Source organism: Pseudomonas sp. ASL7 (assembly GCF_056680375.1).
Genome location: NZ_CM155279.1, coordinates 5,825,712 through 5,846,894 on the forward strand (window position 1 = coordinate 5,825,712; position 21,183 = coordinate 5,846,894).

The window sequence follows — 21,183 nt, forward strand, 5'->3', positions numbered from 1 at the left end:
AGCCCCATGAAAACCCCATTCACCTGGCGCCGTACCCTGCTGGGCCTGGCTGCCGCCAGCGTCATAGGCCACTGTTCGGCGTTCTCTTTCGGCGCCGAAGAGGCAGTTGCGGTCGCGATCGCCCCGCCTGTCCTCGACGAAACCACCCAGGCCCACAGCGAAACCGCAGTCTTTGCCGGTGGTTGTTTCTGGGGCGTACAAGGGGTGTTCCAACATGTGAAAGGCGTGAAGAAAGCGGTGTCCGGTTATGCCGGCGGCGCGGCCAACACCGCTCAATATGAGCGGGTCAGCGAGGGCGATACCGGTCATGCCGAGTCTGTCGAAGTCACGTTCGATCCCACTCAAGTCAGCTACGGCACGTTGCTGCAAATTTACTTCTCGGTGGCCCATAACCCCACTGAACTCAACCGCCAGGGCCCTGACAGCGGCACCCAGTATCGCTCGGCGATTTTTCCGGAAAACAGCGAACAGAAACGTGTCGCTCAGGCCTACATTGCCCAGCTCGACGCTGCGCATTCGTTCAAAAAACCGATTGTGACCAAGCTGGAAACCTACAACGGCTTCTACCCGGCGGAGGAGGAGCATCAGGACTTTCTGACCGAGCATCCGACGTATCCGTACATCGTGATCAACGATCTACCGAAAGTCGCGCAGCTGAAACAGCTGTATCCGGATCGGTATCAAGAGAAACCGGTATTGGTGAAGGCAGGGGCGTGAGCCGGCGGGGAGGGCATGGCCCTCATCCCGAAATCACGTTCTTGCCCGCGATCTTCGACCGATACAGCGCTTGGTCGGCCCTGGCCAGCAGTCCGGTCTGCTGTTCTTCGTCGAAGCGCTGAACCACGCCAAAACTCATGGTCACTTGAAAGTCCCCTACCGGCAGCAGGCGTGAGAGGCCGGCGCGGATATTTCCGGCGAGGGTTCGGGCGTCATCCAGTGGGGTATCGGGCAGAATCATGATGAACTCGTCACCGCCCCAACGCGCCAGTAGATCACCGTCACGCACGCAGTGCTTCAGGCTCTCGACCACCTGCACCAAAGCCGCGTCCCCCAAGGCATGGCCATAGTGATCGTTGATGTTCTTGAAGTCGTCGATGTCCATGGCAATCAGCGATAGCGGCTGACGAAAGCGCTGGGCTCGCTCGCAGGCCAGGGGCAGGGCTTTTTCCAGGCGGTAGCGATTGGCGACCGATGTCAGTACGTCGGTTTCCGCCAGTTTGCGGTTCTCTTCAAGTTGAGTTTGCAACTGCTGATTGACCCGGGACAGCTCGCGGGTGCGCTCCTCGACAATGGCTTCGAGGGAGTGATTGCGTCGTTCCAGCGCTTCGAGCAGGCGCTTCTTGTCTTCGATGCTGCGGTGCGCGCCGACCATCCGCGCCACCGAGCCGTCGGCGTTACGCGCCAGCACATAACCGCGGTCTTCGATCCAGGTGTAACGGCCATCCTGCATGCGGCAGCGGAACTCGGCCTTATAGCCGGGAGCCCGGTAATTCAGGTAGTCATCAAACTGCGCCATGACATGCAGGTAGTCGTCCGGGTGGATCACGCTTTCCCACGTCAGCACACTGTTGTCCAGGGAATGAGGTGCGTAACCGAGCATTTCGTACCACCCACGGTTGCGGTAGACGAACCCGGTGTTGGCGTTCCAGTCCCAGATACCGTCGCTGACCAACTCCAGAATGGTGTGCAGCATGTCTTCGTTCAAATCCGACAGATTGAACTTCAACGCCTCGATTTTCGATGCTTCCCCCATCGTCGCTCTCCCTGTCGCCCTGAATCAAAGTGACCTGCTCGTCACGCAGATTAGTCGATGGCGTATTGGGCCGCCTAGTGTTTGCCCCACATCTGCAGGGCGAAGTCGACGAAGCTGCGTAATTTCGGCAAGCGGTAGCGATCTTGAGCGTACATCAGGTTCATTGGCCGGCTCGCCGGTAGGTAGTCGGGCATCAAGGCCATCAGTTTTCCGTCCTTGAGGTCTTGGTCCACCAACGCATCGGGCAACAAAACGATGCCCATGCCGGTTCGTGCCGCTTGATGCAACGCCGCAGAGCTGTTGATTAACATCGGTCCACTGACCGCCACAGCCACTTCGCCCTCGGGCCCGGTCAGGCGCCATTCCTTTTCCACCGACTGCCAGTCATCTCCGGCCGGATAGGCGAAAGACAGGCAGTCGTGGTGCTGCAGATCAGCCGGTATTAGCGGGGTGCCCCGGCGCAGCAAATACTCACGCGATGCGCACATGGTCAGGGTGTAGGCAACGAGGGGGCGGGCGATCAGGTTGGGCTCCTCGGTATTGCCCAAGCGAAACGCCACGTCGAAACCGTTTTCCAGCAGGTCCGGGCGTCGATTGGTGAGCACCACGTCCAGTTTGACTCGCGGACACAGCAGGGCAAATTCACTCAGCGCTGGCGCCAGTTTTTCCGTGCCGAACGTCAGCGGTGCAGTGATGCGCAAGGTGCCGCTCGGCTCGTCGAGCGCCTGCTCGGCCAAGCGCTCGGAATCGGCCACCAACCCCAGGACTTCGAGACAGCGTTGATAGTACGCGGTGCCGAATTCCGTCAGTCGCTGGCGCCGCGTCGTCCGGTTGAGCAAGCGCACACCCAGCCGTTGCTCCAGCGCCCGCAGGTGATTACCCACCATGGTGGTGGACATTTCGCATTGAAGAGCCGCCGCGGTCATGCTGCCGGCCTCCACCACTTTGACGTACACAGTCATTGCCTGGAACAAGTCCATTATCAAGCTCAGCTTTAAAATGATTGAAGTGTGGCCGTGTTTATCCAGCTCAGATGGCTAACCATACTGCAAAAACACCGACAATTGATGGAGCTTGATGTCATGACCGCCGCCTGCCTGATGAGCACTTACCAACCACTGGCCCTGAGTTTCAGCAAAGGCCTGGGCACGCGTCTGTGGGATCAGGACGGTCGTGAATACCTGGACGCGGTGGCCGGCGTGGCCGTGACCAACGTCGGTCACTCCCATCCTAAAATCGTCTCGGCCATCAGCGAGCAGGCCGGATTGCTGTTGCACACCTCAAACCTTTACAGCATCGACTGGCAACAAAGGCTGGCGCAGAAACTGACGCAGTTGGCGGGCATGGAACGGGCGTTTTTCAACAACTCCGGCGCCGAGGCCAATGAGACTGCACTGAAACTGGCGCGGCTTTACGGCTGGCACAAAGGCATTGAGCAACCGTTGGTGGTGGTCATGGAGGGCGCTTTTCATGGCCGGACGCTAGGGACGTTGTCCGCCAGCGATGGCCCGGCGGTGCGACTGGGTTTCAATGAGCTGCCAGGGGATTTCGTCAAAGTACCGTTCGGCGACCTCAAGGCCCTGGACAAAGTCCAGCAGGCCCACGGCCCACGGATCGTGGCAATCCTGATGGAGCCGATTCAGGGCGAAAGCGGCGTACAGCTGGCGCCACCCGGTTACCTCAAAGCCATCCGCGAACTGTGCAACCGGCGTTCATGGTTGCTGATGCTCGACGAAATCCAGACCGGCATCGGCCGCACCGGACATTGGTTTGCGTTCCAGCACGAAGGCATCGTCCCGGACGTCATGACCCTGGCCAAAGGCCTGGGCAACGGCATCCCCATCAGCGCCTGCCTGGCGCGGGGCAAAGCAGCAGGCCTGTTCACCCCCGGCAGTCACGGCAGCACCTTCGGCGGTAATCCATTGGCCTGCCGGGTCGGTTGCACCGTGCTGGAGATCATCGAAGAACAAGGCCTGCTGGACAACGCCCGGCTCCAGGGCGAACGCCTGCTCGCCAGATTGCGCATGGAATTGGCGGACCATCCGAACGTATTGGCGATCCGCGAGCAGGGGTTAATGATCGGCATCGAACTCAAGCAAGCGATTCGCGACCTGACCCTGATCGCTGCAAGGGATCACGGCTTGCTGATCAACGTGACCCGGGGCAAAACCATCCGGTTGCTGCCACCGCTGACCATCGATGAGCGGGAAGTGGAGATGATTGTCAGAGGGGTTTGTCGGGCGGTGAGTGCAGCCTGAGTGTTTACTCAGTAATGATATCTACACATCACGACGCGTATCTCATCGTCCTCGACTGTGTAGACCAACCGGTGTTCGCCAGTAATTCGACGTGACCAGAAGCCGCTCAAATTGTGTTTGAGCGGTTCTGGCTTTCCGAGTCCGCCGAACGGCTCTCGCTGGACGGATTTAATAAGCAGATTGATTCGTTTGAGCCCGGCCTTATCGTTTTGTTGGAACCACAAATAGTCTTCCCAACCTTCAGGAGTGAACTCGATATTCATTCTTCGATGAGTTGCCTGGATTTGGTTTTCCCTGCCCGCAAATGGCTGATCGATTTGATCAGACGTTCAGCGTTGGCCGGTGAGCGGAGCAGGTAGGCAGTCTCTTCGAGGGCGTTGTATTCCGCCAGCGACATCATCACCACAGGTTCGCCTTTCTGGCGAGTGACCAACAATGGAGCGCGGTCTTCATTGACCCGATCCATGGTTTCGGCAAGGTGTGCGCGGGCGGTGGTGTAGTTGATGGTTTGCATGTTGTAGTCCTCGCTCGATGCAAAGAACGTACAGAAATGAGTACAGGATGACAAGGCGATACCTACGAGTGGTCGTTACGCAGACGGTGTATCTGCGTTTGTACTGAGTATCGCTGAAGGTTCGCTGAGACGTTTCCGTGACTGATGTCATCCCAATCCGATATTCATGCCATCTCTGCGCACCCAAGTTTTTCTATCCCACCCCCACAGATCGTGTGCGTTGTGACCCCAACGGCGTATCGCGACAGTGAATGCACGGCCCAGGCATCAGTCTCGTTGTGACAGAAATCTACTCACCCTCGACGAGCTTTGGCTTTGGCTCGCAAATGCCGGATTAACGCGATCGTCACGCCTAACGCTAAAACCGTTAGCGCAATGGGCAAACGATAAGGTTTCAGGTTCCCCAACCAACTTTCAAGCGCTTGGCCGACCCAATAGCCGGCGCTGGCAAACAGTGTCGCCCAAACCACTGCGCCCAAGGCATTCAATAACGTAAACCGTATTGGCGACAGGCCGCTGGCGCCAATTACCACCGGTCCCACCAGGCGCATGCCATACAGAAAACGCACTGCAAAAATCGCGGTCGACGGGTAGCGCGCTATCAGCCCCGTCACGCGGTCTATGGCGGCTTTTTGTTTACTCAGACGCGGCAAAAGTCGTCCACCGAAATACCGTCCGCTCCAGAACAATAACTGATCGCCCAACATCCCTCCCAAACTGGCCCAGGCAATCACCGGCCATAAACGTAACAGGTGCTGGTGAGCGGCCATGCCGCCCAGGATCAGTATGGTTTCACCTTCCAGCAAGCAGCCGAAGAACACCGCCCAATAGCCATAAGTCGCCAGCAGATAATTGATGTTTATGTGTGCGAACAAGGGCGCTCCCCCAAACTTTCCACCAGCCGAATCAAATACCCGTCAGGGTCCTGAAGCAGACTCGTAAGCAATCTGGAACTCGATTAATGAGGTCCAGCAGTGAATAATGCCGATCAGTTAAGCAAATTCATCAGCAACACATACCCTGTAGCAGCTGGCGAAGCCTGCGTCCGGCTGCGCAGCAGTCGTAAATCCTGAGGGCGCGGTGAGTCTGACGCACCGCATTGTCTGACTTTACGACTGCTGCGCAGCCGGACGCAGGCTTCGCCAGCTGCTACGGATCGCGTTTTGGCTTAACTGATAGGCACTCCAGAAATGAAGACTTTTCTTGATGTCGGTGACCATCAGTTCGGGCACCATTTTGCTCCGTGCAAACATACGTATCCTTGGCGTGAGATTAGTCGGCTGCTAGCGCGGTGTTCGCAAATGCCGTGATTTCGGTTTGATCCATGAGTTTGATTTTTGAACCGCGGAATCCTTCGAACAATTGTTGATGCGCGGAAAATCCGCTGGAGTCTTCACGGTATCGGTAACTGCCGGCCCATTCCAGCAACGCTGTCAGCAACTCGTCATCGACCGGTCTGTTTTCTCGCTGGCCAATATTGGCGACGCAGTTTTCGTCGTCAACACACAGCCAGATCAACGCCGTAGTGCTGTGGATAAGTTCGCGGACTATCCAGCCGTAGACCCCCTCGATCACCCAGCGCTCTTCACTGGCCGCGATTCGTGCCATTGCCAAGGCCTCGCCTCGAGGACGGGCGATGCTGTGTTCGTCGGACAACCAGTGGATCGAATCGAGATCGATCCATTGCACTTGCAGCTGTTCGGCCAAGCGTTTAGCCAGCCAACTTTTACCAGAACCGGAATTACCAATAATCAGCGTTCGGGTGAGGTTCATAAGGCGACACCGATCTAGTGTAGGAGCGAGCTTGCTCGCGATGCGGGCGACTCGGTAGCTCCTTCCGTCTTCGTGCTCAGGCGCTTCCCTCCGAGTTGTGTTGAAAAATCTCCTGCGGCTGCCCTTTCTCATTAAAGAACACCTGCCCGATCCCCGCCGAGCCAGATGCGCAAAGTTTGAATTCACAGGGAGGACTTCGATGGTGGAGAATTCGACGCTGATTTCTCAGCATTTGCTTTGAACCGAAAATTGAAAGCCCCGAAAAGCTCGGGGCTCATCCCAAATGCCAGTCACCACACACAACCCATGTGGGAGCGAGCCTGCTCGCGAAAGCGGTGTGTCAGTCGCTGTAATTTCGCCAGACACTCCGCATTCGCGAGCAGGCTCGCTCCCACAGGTTTTCAGCCAATCTTGAGTTCGTTTAAACCTAAGCCTCCCAGCCCGCCCCACTGACCGCCGCTTGCGCCAGTGGGTGCAAGTCCGCCGGATGCTCCGTCTGCCAGGCCAGCAACTCCTTGCGCATGCCGGGCGTCCAGTACAACTTCAGGTGATTACGCACGCCGAGCACGGCTTGTTGCTGGTCCGGCTCGCTGGCGAAGTACTGGGCGATCTGGTTGGCCATCTTGATCAGATTGTCAGTGCTCATCGGCGTACCTCCGCTTTAGCGCCGCGCGCATGACCGCGCTCTTTGAGCAGACGCACCTGTTCGTCACTGAATTCCTGGTAGCGTTTTTGCCACTCGGAAGGGTGATAGACGCGGCTGACCTCCACGGCGGTGACCTTGTACTCCGGACAGTTGGTGGCCCAGTCGGAGTTGTCGGTGGTGATCACGTTGGCCCCCGACTCCGGGAAGTGGAACGTGGTGTACACCACACCCGGGGCAACCCGTTCGGTGACCCGTGCACGCAGTACGGTCTGACCAGCGCGACTGCCGATGCCGACCCAGTCCCCTTCGTTGATGCCACGACTCTCGGCGTCGGTCGGGTGGATTTCCAGACGGTCTTCATCGTGCCAGGCGACGTTTTCGGTGCGCCGGGTTTGCGCGCCGACGTTGTACTGGCTGAGGATGCGCCCGGTGGTCAGCAGAAGCGGGTAGCGATTGTTGACCTTTTCCTCGGTGGGCACATAACCGGTGAGCATGAAACGCCCCTTGCCGCGCACGAATTCGTCGATGTGCATGGTCGGCGTGCCGTCCGGCGCCGCGGCGTTGCACGGCCATTGCAGGCTGCCGTGGCGGTCCAGTTCGGCGTAGCTGACGTTGGTGAAGGTTGGCGTCAGGCGGGCGATTTCATCCATGATTTCTGACGGGTGCTGGTAGTTCATGGTGTAACCCAAGGCGTTGGCCAGGGCCACGGTGCCTTCCCAGTCGGCCTTGCCGCCCAGAGGGTCCATGACTTTGCGCACCCGGGAAATGCGTCGCTCGGCGTTGGTGAAGGTGCCGTCTTTTTCCAGGAACGAGCAGCCCGGCAGGAACACGTGGGCGAACTTGGCGGTTTCGTTGAGGAAAATGTCCTGCACCACGATGCATTCCATGGCCGACAGGGCCGCGGTGACGTGCTGGGTATTGGGGTCGCTCTGGGCGATGTCCTCGCCCTGGCAATACAGGCCTTTGAAACTGCCACTGAGGGCGGCCTCGAACATGTTGGGGATGCGCAGGCCCGGATCGGGTTGCAGGGTGACGTTCCACGCCTGTTCGAACTGCGCCCGAACGACCTCGTTGGAGATGTGGCGGTAGCCGGGCAGCTCGTGGGGGAAGGAGCCCATGTCGCAGGAGCCTTGCACGTTATTCTGCCCGCGCAGTGGGTTCACGCCCACGCCTTCGCGGCCGATGTTGCCAGTGGCCATGGCCAGGTTGGCGATGCCCATGACCGCGGTGCTGCCCTGGCTGTGCTCGGTGACGCCCAAGCCATAGTAGATCGCCGCGTTGCCACCGGTGGCATACAGGCGGGCGGCGGTGCGGATGTCGGCAGGGTCGACGCCGCAGATGTCGGCAAGGACTTCCGGCGAGTTTTCCGCGCGGCTGACGAACTCGCGCCAGTGGGCGAAATCAACGTCCTCGCAACGGGCGTCGATAAAGGCCTGGTTGAGCAAGCCTTCGGTGACGATGACGTGGGCCAAGGCGTTGAGCATGGCGACGTTGGTGCCCGGGCGCAGGGCCAGGTGCACTTCGGCGCGGGCATGCACCGAGTCCACCAGATCAATGCGTCGTGGGTCGATGACGATCAGTCGCGCACCTTCACGCAGGCGGCGTTTGAGCTGGGAGGCGAATACCGGGTGAGCATCGCTGGGGTTGGCGCCCATCACCAGGATCACGTCGGCCTGCATCACCGAGTCGAAACTCTGGGTGCCGGCGGACTCGCCAAGGGTTTGTTTCAAGCCATAGCCGGTCGGCGAGTGGCAGACCCGCGCACAGGTGTCGACGTTGTTGTTGCCGAACGCGGCGCGCACCAGTTTTTGCACCAGGTAGGTTTCTTCGTTGGTGCAGCGGCTGGAGGTGATGCCACCAATGGAGTCGCGGCCGTATTTCTGCTGCAGCCGACGGAATTCGCTGGCAGCGTAGGTCACCGCTTCATCCCAGCTGACTTCCTGCCAAGGGTCGTTAATGTGCTTGCGAATCATCGGTTTTGTGATGCGATCCGGGTGGGTGGCGTAGCCCCACGCGAAGCGCCCTTTGACGCAGGAGTGGCCGTGGTTGGCCTGGCCGTTCTTGTCCGGAACCATGCGCACTAGCTGGTCGCCTTTCATCTCGGCGCGGAACGAGCAGCCCACGCCGCAATAGGCACAGGTGGTGATCACGCTACGTTCGGGCTGACCCAGTTCGACCACGCTTTTTTCCATCAGGGTCGCGGTGGGGCAGGCTTGCACACAGGCACCGCAGGACACGCATTCCGAGTCGAGGAAGTTCTCGCCGCCGGCAGCCGCGACCCGGGATTCGAAACCGCGCCCGGTAATGGTCAGGGCAAAAGTGCCCTGGGTTTCTTCGCAGGCGCGCACGCAGCGGTTGCAGACGATGCACTTGCTCGGGTCGTAGTCGAAGTAGGGGTTGGACGTGTCCTTCACGTCGGCCAGATGGTTGTCGCCTTCATAGCCGTAACGTACTTCCCGCAGGCCGACCTGGCCGGCGACGGTTTGCAGCTCGCAGTTGCCGTTGGCCGAGCAGGTCAGGCAGTCCAGCGGGTGATCCGAGATGTACAGCTCCATGACGTTGCGGCGCAGGGTCGCGAGTTTCGGCGTCTGAGTGTGCACGCTCATGCCTTCGCTGACCGGCGTGGTGCAGGACGCCGGGTAGCCGCGCATGCCGTCGATCTCCACCAGGCACATGCGGCAGGAGCCGAAGGCTTCCAGGCTGTCGGTGGCGCACAGTTTCGGAATGGTGGTGCCCAGCATTGCGGCGGCGCGCATCACCGAGGTGCCTTCGGGCACGCTGATGCTGCGGCCGTCGATGTTCAGGGTGACCTGCACATCGCTGTCGCGGGCCGGGGTGCCCAGGTCGATATCAGTGTTCGGGTCGAAGAGAGTGATCATTGGTCGGCCTCCGAAGATTGCAGACCGAAGTCGGCGGGGAAGTGCTTGAGGGCGCTGGCTACCGGAAACGAGACCATGCCGCCCAACGCGCACAGCGAACCGTATTGCAGGGTGTCGCACAGGTCCTTGAGGATGATCACCTGCTCATCGCGACCGCTCTGGTCCGGCGCGGCCAGCAGACGGTCGATCACCTCCACGCCCCGGGTCGAGCCGATACGGCAGGGGGTGCATTTGCCACAGGATTCCTCGGCACAGAACTGCATGGCGAAGCGCGCCATGTGAGCCATGTCCAGGCTGTCATCCGCCACCACCACACCACCGTGACCGAGCATGGCGCCGATGCCGGCGAACGCTTCGTAATCCAGCGGCGTGTCGAATTGCGAAGGTGGCACCCACGCGCCGAGCGGGCCGCCGACCTGTGCGGCCTTCAATGGCCGGCCACTGGCGGTACCACCGCCGTAGCCTTCCACCAATTCCCGCAGGGTCAAGCCAAAGGCCCGTTCCACCAGGCCGCCGTGACGAATATTGCCCGCCAGCTGGAAGGGCATGGTGCCCAGTGAGCGGCCCATGCCGTAATCGCGATAGAACTGCGCGCCCTTGGCCAGAATCAGCGGCACCGAGGCCAGGGTCAGCACGTTGTGCACCAGCGTCGGCAGGCCGAACAGCCCCTTCAAGGCCGGAATGGGCGGCTTGGCGCGGACGATCCCGCGCTTGCCTTCCAGAGAATCCAGCAGCGCGGTTTCCTCACCGCAGATATAAGCGCCGGCACCGACCCGCACTTCCATATCGAAGGCCAGGCCGCTGCCGCCGACATTGGCGCCGAGGTAGCCGGCGGCCCGGGCGATGTCCAGCGCTGCACGAAGTGTGGCCACGCTTTGTGGATATTCCGAGCGCACATAGATGTAGCCGTAGGTGGCGCCGACGGTGATGCCCGCAATGGCCATGCCTTCGATCAGCAGGAAGGGGTCGCCTTCCATCAGCATGCGGTCGGCGAAAGTGCCGGAGTCGCCTTCGTCGGCGTTGCACACAATGTATTTCTGCGTAGCCTGGGTAGCGCGCACCGTGCGCCATTTGATCCCGGCCGGGAACGCTGCGCCGCCACGGCCACGCAGGCCTGAATCGAACACCGCCGTCGCAGTTTGCTCGCCGCCAATGTCGACGGCCCTTTTTAAACCCTCGAAACCGCCATGGGCTCGGTAATCGTCCAGCGACAGCGGCCGGGTAATGCCGGCGCGGGCAAACAGCAGGCGTTGTTGAGTCTTCAGATAAGGCAACTCCTCCACCAGACCCAAGGCCAGTGGATGAGCGGACGGCTCGCCTTGCAGCGCATCGAGCAAGGACGGCACATCCGCAGCAGTCAGCGGGCCGAAGCCGATACGGCCTTGCGGGGTGTCCATTTCCAGCAGCGGTTCCAGCCAATACAGGCCGCGAGAGCTGGTGCGTTGCAGGTCCAGATTGCTTTCCTGGGACTGATTGGCAAGCGCCATGGCCACCTCATCGGCACCCACGGCACGTGCAAGAGAATCACAGGGCAGATAGAGACGCGGCATCATGCGTCCTCCTGGCAAGCGTCGAGCAAGGCATCAAGGCGTTCGGCACTGAGCCGCGCATGCACCTGACCATCCAGTTCCAGCGCGGGCGAACAGGCGCAGGCGCCGAGGCAATACACCGGGCGCAAACTGATGCTGCCGTCGGCACTGCTGCCGTGGTCGTCGAGTTGCAGACGTTCGCGCAACTGCGCGGCAAGCTGCTCAGCACCGCGACTCTTGCAGGACTCGGCCCTGCACAGACGCAGAATATGCCGGGCCGGTGGCGCGGTGCGGAAGTCATGGTAAAAGCTGATCACCCCGCGAACCTCGGCCTGACTCAGGTTTAGCGCGTGGGCAATCTCGGGGATGGTGGCATCAGGGATGTAACCGATGCCCTCCTGAATATCATGAAGAATGGGCAACAGTGCACCGGGGGAGCCTTTGTGGCGCTCCAGCAGGCTGTTGACCATCGGCAGGTGCAACATCTCATCAGGCATACAGCATTCCTCACGGTCACGGACAAACCAGGCGGTTGTCGGTCGTCCGAAAGTGTCGGCTGCGGCACTCACACCACGTCACGGTATCGTGGCATTTTCAGGCCGTTGGCCAGGGCACCCTGAATGGGCATCTTGTAGGTCCCGGTGCGGTCTTTGCCGCACCTCATAAGGGCATTAAGGCAGCTTGCCACGCTGCTTTTGATTCATCAGCACCAAAGCGACGTGTTCGGTTCTTTCTACGACCACCTATTGAGTCTAGATGAGGGTGGCGCGGGGGCGGGCACTCACCGACCTAATGCCCCGCGGGCCTGTTGATGCCTGACAAAAATCAGGCATTACACGTAAGAAAAAGCTCCAGATCCGTGGGTAGCTCTAGCGAGCAAAGCTGTTCTATTGCGTTAATTTGCTCCGGTGTGAGCCGATAGTCGTATACGCAATCATCGTCCTTTGCCCACCCCATTATCGGCTTAAGATCCTCGACAGAAACCGGGATTTCCTTTTCATAGGAAGCGAAATCCTCGCCTTCAGGAACTCCCATAATCACATGTCTCATGGCTCTACTTTCCTTGTCGGGTCTGCGGGTTTGTTTTGAGTTCCCGTTTCGTGGTTGAACTCGAAAACCCGGGGCTCCAGCCAGCCAAAAGCAAATCAATAATGTGGGAGCTAGCCTGCTCGCGATGGTATCGACTCAATTTTCCGATTTGTCCCAAATCTTTCTTGGCATTTGCCGGCGTTGTGTCGCTTTTTAAGCTTGCTGAAACGTTTCTTCAAGTCTATAAAAATGGCACAACTCCAAGAAAGGCTGCTGCCATGACTCCGCTCAAACTCTTTGTTGCCCTCAGCGCACTGTCCGCTGCCTCACACGCCATGGCCTGGGATTACGTTCTGCTCGACACCGACAATGCCGCCCAGAACTGGCAGATCACCAGCCAGCAACTCGGCGTAAAAACCGACAAACCCTTCAGCGTCACCCTGCGTACCTTGCACGGCGGTCGGCAGGAGGGCGTCAGCATCGTCGACATCGATAACGGCACGATGAAACTCTCGGTAGTGCCGACTCGCGGAATGAACGTCTTGCAGGCCTCGGTCGGCAATGTGCGCATGGGGTGGGATTCGCCGGTCAAGGAAGTGGTCAATCCGTCCTTCATCGAACTCAATGGCCGCGGTGGTCTGGGCTGGCTGGAAGGTTTCAATGAGCTGGTTACCCGCTGCGGATACGAATGGGTCGGCCACCCCGGCGTCGACAACGGCGAACTGCTGACCCTGCACGGTCGGGCCGCCAACACTCCTGCGAACAAAGTCACCCTGCACATCGATGAAAAACCACCGTACGCCATCACCCTGCGCGGCGAACTGAAAGAGCAGGCGTTCAAGAAGGTCGACTTCTCCGTCGCGACCGAACTGGTCACCGAACCCGGCAGCGTAGTGTTCGCCCTCAACGACACCCTGACCAACAACGGTGACTATCCGAAGGAATACCAGGCGCTGTATCACAGTAACTTCAGCACCCCGTTCCTGGAGCAGGGCGCTCGTTTCGCCGCGCCGGTGAAACAGGTGTCGCCGTTCAACGACAAGGCCAAGGGCGATCTGCCCGACTGGCAAACCTACCGCGCACCGACCAAGGACTACGACGAAACGGTTTACAACGTGGTGCCGTATGCCGATGCCAAGGGCGATACGTTGACCGTGTTGCATAACAAGGCCGGCAGCCTGGGTGTTTCGGTCGGTTTCAATACTCAGACACTGCCCGTGTTTTCTCTGTGGAAAAACACCGATACCCAAGGCCAGGGCTATGTCACGGGGCTGGAGCCGGGGACAAGTTTTTCCTACAACCGCCGTTATCAGCGGCCACTGAACCTGGTACCGACAATTGGGCCGAAGGAACACAAGCAGTTCCGCATCAGCTACAGCTTGTTGGCGGATAAGGCGGCTGTGGATAAGGCCTTGAAGCAGGTGAGCGAGATTCAGGGTGGGCGGGAGACTGAGGTGCGGCAGACGCCGTTGGTTGATCTGACCAAGGGGTGACACCGGCTAGAGCATTGTCGGCCGATATTGCAGCGACTCGGCCAAATGTTCGTGTCTGATCCCGTCGGCTTGTTCAAGGTCCGCCAGTGTGCGCGCGACCTTGAGCAGTCGATGGGCTGCTTGCAACGACAGAGTTAAACGCTCGCAGACGGATTCCAGCCTGTTTTCATCGGTCGTGGATAGGCGGTGATGCCTGCATCGTGACAGGCCAGGGCCGAAAAGGGGCCTGATTTATTATCGGTGACGTGACGACCAGCGTAAGTCCGGCTATCGGGTGCTGCCGCTTTTTATGTCGCCTGCTTGCCTTCATTCATTGAATATCTTTCAGATAATCCTTGAGCGCGATAAGCGGTGCATCAAGCTGCTCCATCGTCTGCATAGCGTTGAAATCTACCGCCAACCTATGCAACTCGCGGCCCAGAACTGTATCAACACCGCCGATAGCGTTCAGCGCCAAAGTCAGGCATTCATCCACCTTCCTCTGAATCTCCTCAACATCCCCCCTGCGCACCAGCAACCCAAACACCTCCCGCTCATAATCACTCATCATCAAATCGTCACGCAGAATCGGACTTGAATCCTCCGTCTCATAAGCGAGCTTGAGGCAGAACAGGGCGACGGTTTCCAGCAGCAGTTCCATAGGGTGAATCCTTGAGAAATGTCGTACCGGTCGAGGATACGAAGATCAAGAGCTCGCAGCCTTCGGCAGCTGCTACAGGACAGCGACGGGCGCAGTGGCTTTTTTACAGGCGAAAAAAAAGGCCTTGCTAAGCAAGACCTTTCTTAATTTTGGTGCCCCGAGGGAGACTCGAACTCCCACTCCTTTCGAAAACGGATTTTGAATCCGCCGCGTCTACCAATTCCGCCATCAGGGCAATGGCCGCGGAGTATAGAGATGAGATAACCGTTGGTCAATCAGGTACATGGAGAATTTTTGATATTTCCGCTAGACTTCCCGGCCCTGCTAGACGAACCCCATCATGCGCGTTGCTGACTTTACCTTCGAGCTCCCTGATTCGCTGATCGCCCGCCACCCTTTGGCTGAGCGTCGCAACAGTCGCCTGTTGACCCTTGATGGGGTCAGCGGCGCCCTGGCACACCGTCAATTCACTGATTTGCTTGAGCATTTGCGCCCAGGCGATTTGATGGTGTTCAACAATACCCGGGTGATTCCGGCGCGGCTGTTTGGCCAGAAGGCTTCCGGCGGCAAGCTGGAAATTCTGGTGGAGCGGGTGCTCGACAGTCACCGCGTGCTGGCCCATGTGCGTTCCAGCAAGTCGCCGAAACCGGGTTCGAAGATCCTCATCGATGGCGGTGGCGAAGCTGAAATGCTCGCGCGTCACGATGCGTTGTTCGAGCTGGGGTTCGCTGAAGAGGTGTTGCCGCTGCTGGATCGCGTCGGGCACATGCCGTTGCCACCTTATATAGACCGCCCGGATGAAGGCTCGGACCGCGAGCGTTATCAGACGGTGTACGCCGAGCGCCTGGGCGCGGTGGCGGCGCCGACGGCGGGGCTGCATTTCGATCAGCCGCTGATGGAGGCGATTGCCGCCAAGGGCGTCGAGACTGCGTTCGTGACCTTGCACGTGGGTGCGGGTACGTTCCAGCCGGTGCGCGTCGAGAAGATCGAAGACCACCACATGCACAGCGAATGGCTGGAAGTCGGCCAGGACGTGGTGGATGCCGTTGCGGCCTGCCGCGCTCGCGGTGGTCGGGTGGTGGCCGTGGGGACCACCAGCGTGCGTTCCCTGGAAAGCGCCGCGCGCGATGGCGTGCTCAAGCCGTTCAGTGGCGATACCGACATTTTTATCTACCCGGGCCGCCCGTTTCACGTGGTCGATGCCCTGGTCACCAACTTCCATTTGCCTGAATCCACGCTGTTGATGCTGGTTTCGGCGTTCGCCGGTTATCCCGAAGCCATGGCCGCTTATAAAGCCGCCGTCGAGCATGGATACCGATTTTTCAGCTACGGTGATGCGATGTTTATCACCCGTAACCCTGCACCACGTGGCCCTGAGGAAACAGAATGAGTCGCACCAGTCGCATGTCTTTTGAGCTCCTTGCCACCGACGGCAAGGCTCGTCGCGGTCGTTTGACCTTCCCGCGTGGTACCGTCGAGACCCCGGCGTTCATGCCGGTGGGCACGTACGGCACCGTGAAGGGCATGCTCCCGCGGGACATCACCGCCACCGGCGCGGAAATCATTCTGGGTAACACTTTCCACTTGTGGCTGCGTCCAGGCACCGAAGTGATCAAGAAACACGGCGACCTGCACGATTTCATGCAGTGGAAAGGCCCGATTCTCACTGACTCCGGCGGTTTCCAGGTGTTCAGCCTGGGTGCCATGCGCAAGATCAAGGAAGAGGGCGTGACCTTCGCCTCGCCGGTTGATGGCGCCAAAGTGTTCATGGGGCCGGAAGAATCGATGCAGGTCCAGCGTGACCTGGGCTCGGACATCGTGATGATTTTCGACGAATGCACGCCGTACCCGGCTGACGAAGATGTCGCTCGCGTGTCCATGGAGTTGTCGTTGCGTTGGGCCAAACGTTCGAAAGAAGCCCATGGCGACAACACAGCGGCGCTGTTCGGCATCGTTCAGGGCGGTATGCACCAGGACTTGCGCATGCGCTCCCTGGAAGGCCTCGACCAGATTGGTTTCGACGGCCTGGCCATCGGCGGTCTGTCGGTGGGCGAGCCCAAGCACGAGATGATCAAGGTGCTGGATTACCTGCCAGGCCAGATGCCGGCGGACAAACCTCGTTACCTTATGGGCGTTGGCAAACCGGAAGATCTGGTTGAGGGTGTGCGCCGCGGTGTGGACATGTTCGATTGCGTGATGCCAACCCGCAATGCCCGCAACGGGCATCTGTTCATCGATACCGGCGTGCTCAAGATTCGAAACGCGTTCCATCGCCATGATGATTCGCCGCTTGATCCGACCTGCGATTGCTACACCTGCCAGAACTTCTCCCGTGCTTATCTGCACCATCTGGACAAGTGCGGCGAAATGCTGGGTAGCATGTTGAATACCATCCACAATTTGCGCCATTACCAGGTGCTTATGGCTGGTTTGCGCGAGGCTATTCAACAGGGTACATTGGCCGCCTTTGTCGATGCCTTCTACGCCAAACGCGGGTTACCTGTTCCGCCTTTGGACTGAGTTTTCTGACCCCAAGATTCAACATTTGCAACTGGAGTGCTAAATGAGCTTTTTTATCTCTAATGCCATGGCTGATGCTGCTGCACCTGCGGCAGGCCCTATGGGCGGCGGCTTTGAGTGGATTTTCCTGGTCGGTTTCCTGGTCATTTTCTACCTGATGATCTGGCGTCCACAGGCCAAGCGCGCCAAAGAGCAGAAGAACCTGCTGGGCAGCCTGCAGAAAGGTGACGAAGTTGTGACCACCGGTGGTATCGCCGGCAAGATCACTAAAGTGGCCGACGATTTCGTTGTTCTGGAAGTTTCCGACACCGTCGAAATGAAGTTCCAGAAGGGCGCCATTGCCGCCACGCTGCCAAAAGGCACGCTAAAAGCGATCTAAGTTCCAACTTCTACTCAATCGACGGGGCGCGCAAGGCGCCCCGCGTCATAAGCGGGCGGCGTGATGCTGAACAAATACCCTCTGTGGAAATACATTCTGATCCTGGCGGTGCTGGCGGTCGGTCTGATTTATTCCGCTCCCAATCTATATCCTGATGACCCGGCCATTCAGGTCAGCGGTGCAAGTACTGCGCTGTTGGTCAATCAGGCTGATCTGGATCGTGTGAGCGCAGCGCTCAAGGAATCCGGGATCAACGTCAAGGCTGCCACTTTGGCGGCAAACGGCAAGGGCGGTCTGATTCGTCTGACCAAGGCTGAAGACCAGCTGCCTGCCAAAGACGTCGTGCGCAAGGCATTGGGTGATGACTACGTCGTTGCACTGAACCTGGCACAGACCACCCCGCAATGGCTGCGCAGCCTCGGCGCGCACCCGATGAAGCTGGGTCTGGACTTGTCCGGTGGTGTGCACTTCCTGCTGGAAGTGGACATGGACAAAGCCCTCGACGCACGCTTGAAAGTGTACGAAGGCGATGTGAAGAGCCTGTTGCGTAAAGAGAAACTGCGTTATCGCAGCCTGCCGCAACTCAACGGTGCCATTCAGCTGGGCTTCACTGATGAAGCGACCCGCGAAGAAGCCCGTGCGCTGGTCCGCAAGAGCTTCAACGATTTCGACATTGTTCCGGCCGATCTGAATGGTCAGCCGGTGCTGCGTCTGGCGATGACCCCGGCCAAGCTGGCGGAAATCCGTGAATACTCCATCAAGCAGAACTTGACCACGGTCCGTAACCGCGTCAACGAGCTGGGTGTTGCCGAGCCGATTGTTCAGCGTCAGGGCGCCAACCGCATCGTGGTTGAGCTGCCGGGCGTGCAGGACACCGCAGAAGCCAAGCGTATCCTCGGCAAGACGGCCAACCTTGAGTTCCGTCTGGCTGCTGAGCCGGGTGCTTCGAAGGCCACTTCCGAAACCTTCGAGTTCCGTGAAGGCAAGCGTCCGCCGGCACAGATCGAGCGTGGCCTGATCATCACCGGTGACCAGGTGACTGACGCCAAGGCTGGCTTCGGCGAGCACGGCACGCCAGAAGTGAACATCCGCCTGGATGGTCATGGTGGCGAGCTGATGAGTCGTGCGACTCGCAGCAACGTCGGTCGCAGCATGGCGGTGATCTTCATCGAGCAGCGTCCGGTCACCACTTACGTCAAGCAAGTGGTTGATGGCGTCGAGAAAGACGTGCCGGTTCAAAGCTTTAAAGAAGAGAAGAAGATCATCAGCCTGGCGACCATCCAGTCGCCACTGGGTGCCCAGTTCCGCATCACTGGCCTGAACGGTCAGGGCGAATCGTCCGAACTGGCGCTGCTGCTGCGTGCCGGTGGTCTGGCCGCACCGATGTACTTCGCTGAAGAACGCACCATTGGCCCGAGCCTGGGTGCCGACAACATCACCAAAGGTATCGATGCATCACTCTGGGGCATGCTGTTTGTCTCGCTGTTCATCATGGCCATCTACCGTTTCTTCGGCGTCATCGCCACCGTCGCGCTGGCGGTGAACATGGTGCTGCTGCTGGCCTTGATGTCGCTGTTGGGTGCAACGCTGACCCTGCCGGGTATCGCCGGTATCGTATTGACCATGGGTATGGCGGTCGACGCCAACGTACTGATCTTCTCGCGGATACGTGAAGAGATCGCGGCGGGCATGACCGTACAACGGGCAATCAACGAAGGCTTCGGCCGGGCATTCACCGCGATTCTCGACGCCAACCTGACCACACTGTTGGTCGGCGGGATTCTCTTTGCGATGGGCACCGGCCCGGTCAAAGGCTTCGCAGTGACCATGTCCCTCGGGATCTTTACCTCGATGTTCACGGCCATCATGGTGACCCGCGCGATGGTCAACCTGATCTTCGGCGGTCGTGACTTCAAGAAGTTGTGGATTTAAGGGGCTGCCATGTTACGTACAATCAACTTCATGGGCGTTCGCAACTTTGCGTTCGGCGTCACATTGTTCCTTACTGCACTGGCGTTGTTCAGTTGCTTCCACAAGGGCATGAACTGGGGCCTGGACTTCACCGGCGGTACGCTCATCGAGCTGACCTACGAGCGTCCGGCCGACGTCACCAAGGTGCGTGAGCAACTGGTTACAGCGGGCTATCACGAAGCCATCGTGCAGAGCTTCGGTGCAACCACCGACCTGCTGGTGCGTATGCCAGGTGCAGACCCACAACTGGGTCACCAGGTGGCTGATGCCTTGAAAAAAGTCGGCGGCGATAACCCGGCGGTGGTCAAGCGCGTCGAGTTCGTCGGCCCGCAGGTCGGTGAAGAGCTGCGCGACCAGGGCGGCCTCGGCATGCTGATGGCGCTGGGTGGCATCCTGATCTACCTGGCTTTCCGCTTTCAGTGGAAGTTTGCGGTCGGCGCCATCGTTTCGCTGATTCACGACGTGGTCGTGACCGTCGGTATCCTGTCGTTCTTCCAGATCACTTTCGACCTGACAGTGCTGGCGGCGGTACTGGCGATCATCGGTTACTCGCTCAACGACACCATCGTGGTATTTGACCGGGTTCGTGAGAACTTCCGTGTACTGCGCAAGGCCAACCTGATCGAGAACATCAACATCTCGACCACGCAAACCCTGCTGCGGACCATGGCGACGTCGATCTCCACCTTGCTGGCGATCTCGGCACTGCTGTTCTTTGGTGGCGACAACCTGTTCGGCTTCTCGATCGCCTTGTTCATTGGTGTGCTGGCGGGTACCTACTCGTCGATCTACATCGCGAACGTGGTGTTGATCTGGCTGAACCTGAACAGCGAGGATCTGATTCCTCCTGCGGCTACCGAGAAGGAAATCGACGACCGTCCATAACGGTCATCGGTTTTCAGTTGTCAGCCAAAAAAGGCGCGAGTTGAACTCGCGCCTTTTTTTGTGCTCCAAGGCTGGGAGAAGCGCGGGTAAATCCCGCATGTGATGGTAAGGAGGTTCATGTGAACAAGTCGATGCTGGTTGGTGCGGTATTGGGGGCTGTTGCTGTGACTGCCGGGGGCGCTTTTGCCACCTACAGCCTGGTTAAAAAGAACGGCCCTGAGTATGCGCAAGTTCTGGCCGTTGAACCGGTCAAGACACAAATCAAGACGCCACGTGAAGTTTGCAAGGATGTAGCCGTGACTCGGCAAGCGCCGGTCAAAGATGAACACCAGATCCTCGGTACCGTCGTCGGTGCGGTGGGCGGTGGTTTGCTGGGTAACATGATCGGTGGCGGTAATGGCAAGAAGATTGCCACTGTCGCGGGCGCAGTTGGCGGCGGTTATGCCGGTAACAAGGTCCAGGAAGGCATGCAGAACCGTGATACCACCACCACGATGCAAACTCGCTGTAACACCGTGAATGACATCAGCGACAAGGTTGTTGGCTACGACGTCCGTTACTCGCTGGACGGCAAGGAAGGCAAAGTGCGGATGGATCGCGATCCGGGTAACCAGATTCCGGTCGACAAGGAAGGTAAGCTGATCCTGTCCCAGAACCCGCCAGCTCAGTGATTAGCTGATGCCAGGGCAAAAAAAGCACCCCGCGGGGTGCTTTTTTTGTACCCGGAATATATGCCCCACCACAGATTCCTGTGGGAGCGAGCCTGCTCGCGAAGGCGTCGTCACATCCAGCATTAGTGGTGGCTGATACACCGCATTCGCGAGCAGGCTCGCTCCCACATTGGTTTTGTGATGTTCTTGGGATTAAATTCCAGGCATAAAAAAAGCACCCCGCAGGGTGCTTTTTTGTGGCCG

The 21,183-nt window shown here is 59.0% G+C and carries 22 protein-coding genes, 1 tRNA gene and 1 pseudogene; 9 read left to right on the plus strand and 15 right to left on the minus strand.

What is annotated here, in order from left to right; translation table 11 throughout:
• The first annotated feature begins 6 nt into the window (after positions 1-6).
• Complete coding sequence (gene msrA, locus AC1MDT_RS26840; RefSeq protein WP_480419738.1) at positions 7-717, plus strand: peptide-methionine (S)-S-oxide reductase MsrA; 711 nt, start codon at positions 7-9, stop codon at positions 715-717.
• Between the two features lie 22 nt (positions 718-739).
• Here the strand turns inward: msrA and AC1MDT_RS26845 are convergent, their stop codons facing one another.
• Both AC1MDT_RS26845 and AC1MDT_RS26850 read right to left on the minus strand, forming a co-directional pair.
• Positions 740-1,753, minus strand: coding sequence for a sensor domain-containing diguanylate cyclase (locus AC1MDT_RS26845; protein WP_480419739.1), 1,014 nt, complete (start codon positions 1,751-1,753; stop codon positions 740-742).
• Positions 1,754-1,827: 74 nt separating this feature from the next.
• Positions 1,828-2,733 carry a LysR family transcriptional regulator gene (locus tag AC1MDT_RS26850; RefSeq protein WP_480419740.1) on the minus strand — a complete coding sequence of 302 codons (906 nt, stop codon included), beginning with the start codon at positions 2,731-2,733 and terminating at the stop codon, positions 1,828-1,830.
• A gap of 102 nt (positions 2,734-2,835) precedes the next feature.
• Here AC1MDT_RS26850 and AC1MDT_RS26855 point away from each other — a divergent pair, with 102 nt between their 5' ends.
• Positions 2,836-4,011 carry an acetylornithine/succinylornithine family transaminase gene (locus AC1MDT_RS26855; RefSeq protein WP_480419741.1) on the plus strand — a complete coding sequence of 392 codons (1,176 nt, stop codon included), beginning with the start codon at positions 2,836-2,838 and terminating at the stop codon, positions 4,009-4,011.
• A gap of 8 nt (positions 4,012-4,019) precedes the next feature.
• On the opposite strand, the gene AC1MDT_RS26860 is transcribed toward AC1MDT_RS26855, so the two are convergent.
• The 10 genes from AC1MDT_RS26860 to AC1MDT_RS26905 form a co-directional block, all read right to left on the minus strand.
• A complete protein-coding gene (locus AC1MDT_RS26860) occupies positions 4,020-4,274 on the minus strand; it encodes a Txe/YoeB family addiction module toxin (protein WP_480419742.1) in 255 nt (84 codons plus the stop codon).
• Positions 4,271-4,525, minus strand: coding sequence for a type II toxin-antitoxin system prevent-host-death family antitoxin (locus tag AC1MDT_RS26865; RefSeq protein WP_157710487.1), 255 nt, complete (start codon positions 4,523-4,525; stop codon positions 4,271-4,273). Before AC1MDT_RS26865 ends, AC1MDT_RS26860 begins: the two co-directional genes overlap by 4 nt.
• 293 nt (positions 4,526-4,818) lie before the next feature.
• Entirely contained in the window at positions 4,819-5,400 is a 582-nt protein-coding gene (locus AC1MDT_RS26870; protein WP_480419744.1) for a DedA family protein, read from the minus strand.
• Between the two features lie 234 nt (positions 5,401-5,634).
• Complete coding sequence (locus AC1MDT_RS26875; protein WP_480419745.1) at positions 5,635-5,778, minus strand: hypothetical protein; 144 nt, start codon at positions 5,776-5,778, stop codon at positions 5,635-5,637.
• A 19-nt stretch (positions 5,779-5,797) separates the two neighbouring features.
• Positions 5,798-6,298: a P-loop NTPase family protein gene (locus tag AC1MDT_RS26880; RefSeq protein ID WP_480419746.1), complete on the minus strand. Its 501-nt coding sequence runs from the start codon at positions 6,296-6,298 to the stop codon at positions 5,798-5,800.
• A gap of 427 nt (positions 6,299-6,725) precedes the next feature.
• Positions 6,726-6,944, minus strand: a complete 219-nt coding sequence (locus AC1MDT_RS26885) for a formate dehydrogenase subunit delta (RefSeq protein ID WP_480419747.1) — start codon at positions 6,942-6,944, stop codon at positions 6,726-6,728.
• The gene (fdhF, locus tag AC1MDT_RS26890; protein WP_480419748.1) at positions 6,941-9,823 is read right to left on the minus strand and encodes a formate dehydrogenase subunit alpha; all 2,883 of its coding nucleotides are present in this window, start codon (positions 9,821-9,823) and stop codon (positions 6,941-6,943) included. The genes AC1MDT_RS26885 and fdhF overlap by 4 nt, the downstream gene beginning before the upstream one ends.
• Positions 9,820-11,376 carry a formate dehydrogenase beta subunit gene (locus AC1MDT_RS26895; RefSeq protein ID WP_480419749.1) on the minus strand — a complete coding sequence of 519 codons (1,557 nt, stop codon included), beginning with the start codon at positions 11,374-11,376 and terminating at the stop codon, positions 9,820-9,822. The genes fdhF and AC1MDT_RS26895 overlap by 4 nt, the downstream gene beginning before the upstream one ends.
• Positions 11,373-11,849: a formate dehydrogenase subunit gamma gene (locus AC1MDT_RS26900; RefSeq protein ID WP_480419750.1), complete on the minus strand. Its 477-nt coding sequence runs from the start codon at positions 11,847-11,849 to the stop codon at positions 11,373-11,375. The genes AC1MDT_RS26895 and AC1MDT_RS26900 overlap by 4 nt, the downstream gene beginning before the upstream one ends.
• 328 nt (positions 11,850-12,177) lie before the next feature.
• Positions 12,178-12,402 carry a DUF7683 domain-containing protein gene (locus AC1MDT_RS26905; protein WP_480419751.1) on the minus strand — a complete coding sequence of 75 codons (225 nt, stop codon included), beginning with the start codon at positions 12,400-12,402 and terminating at the stop codon, positions 12,178-12,180.
• Between the two features lie 257 nt (positions 12,403-12,659).
• Here AC1MDT_RS26905 and AC1MDT_RS26910 point away from each other — a divergent pair, with 257 nt between their 5' ends.
• A complete protein-coding gene (locus AC1MDT_RS26910) occupies positions 12,660-13,874 on the plus strand; it encodes an aldose 1-epimerase family protein (protein WP_480419752.1) in 1,215 nt (404 codons plus the stop codon).
• Positions 13,875-13,880: 6 nt separating this feature from the next.
• Here the strand turns inward: AC1MDT_RS26910 and AC1MDT_RS26915 are convergent.
• From AC1MDT_RS26915 to AC1MDT_RS26925, 3 genes and pseudogenes are all read right to left on the minus strand, one after another.
• Positions 13,881-14,066, minus strand: a pseudogene (locus tag AC1MDT_RS26915) (magnesium chelatase subunit ChlI family protein); the annotation flags it as partial.
• Positions 14,067-14,184: 118 nt separating this feature from the next.
• Positions 14,185-14,514: a hypothetical protein gene (locus tag AC1MDT_RS26920; protein ID WP_480419753.1), complete on the minus strand. Its 330-nt coding sequence runs from the start codon at positions 14,512-14,514 to the stop codon at positions 14,185-14,187.
• Positions 14,515-14,664: 150 nt separating this feature from the next.
• Positions 14,665-14,749: transfer RNA gene (locus AC1MDT_RS26925), tRNA-Leu, on the minus strand.
• Between the two features lie 105 nt (positions 14,750-14,854).
• Here AC1MDT_RS26925 and queA point away from each other — a divergent pair.
• From queA to AC1MDT_RS26955, 6 genes are all read left to right on the plus strand, one after another.
• The gene (gene queA, locus AC1MDT_RS26930) at positions 14,855-15,904 is read left to right on the plus strand and encodes a tRNA preQ1(34) S-adenosylmethionine ribosyltransferase-isomerase QueA (protein WP_027922739.1); all 1,050 of its coding nucleotides are present in this window, start codon (positions 14,855-14,857) and stop codon (positions 15,902-15,904) included.
• Between the two features lie 14 nt (positions 15,905-15,918).
• Positions 15,919-17,034 (plus strand): tRNA guanosine(34) transglycosylase Tgt, encoded by a 1,116-nt coding sequence (gene tgt, locus AC1MDT_RS26935; protein WP_128870527.1) that lies wholly within the window; start codon positions 15,919-15,921, stop codon positions 17,032-17,034.
• Positions 17,035-17,077: 43 nt separating this feature from the next.
• A complete protein-coding gene (gene yajC / locus AC1MDT_RS26940) occupies positions 17,078-17,413 on the plus strand; it encodes a preprotein translocase subunit YajC (protein ID WP_053214538.1) in 336 nt (111 codons plus the stop codon).
• A 63-nt stretch (positions 17,414-17,476) separates the two neighbouring features.
• Positions 17,477-19,345, plus strand: a complete 1,869-nt coding sequence (gene secD / locus AC1MDT_RS26945; protein ID WP_480419754.1) for a protein translocase subunit SecD — start codon at positions 17,477-17,479, stop codon at positions 19,343-19,345.
• A 9-nt stretch (positions 19,346-19,354) separates the two neighbouring features.
• Positions 19,355-20,269 (plus strand): protein translocase subunit SecF, encoded by a 915-nt coding sequence (gene secF / locus AC1MDT_RS26950; protein WP_480419755.1) that lies wholly within the window; start codon positions 19,355-19,357, stop codon positions 20,267-20,269.
• Between the two features lie 119 nt (positions 20,270-20,388).
• The gene (locus AC1MDT_RS26955) at positions 20,389-20,940 is read left to right on the plus strand and encodes a glycine zipper 2TM domain-containing protein (RefSeq protein ID WP_480419756.1); all 552 of its coding nucleotides are present in this window, start codon (positions 20,389-20,391) and stop codon (positions 20,938-20,940) included.
• Positions 20,941-21,183 lie beyond the last annotated feature (243 nt).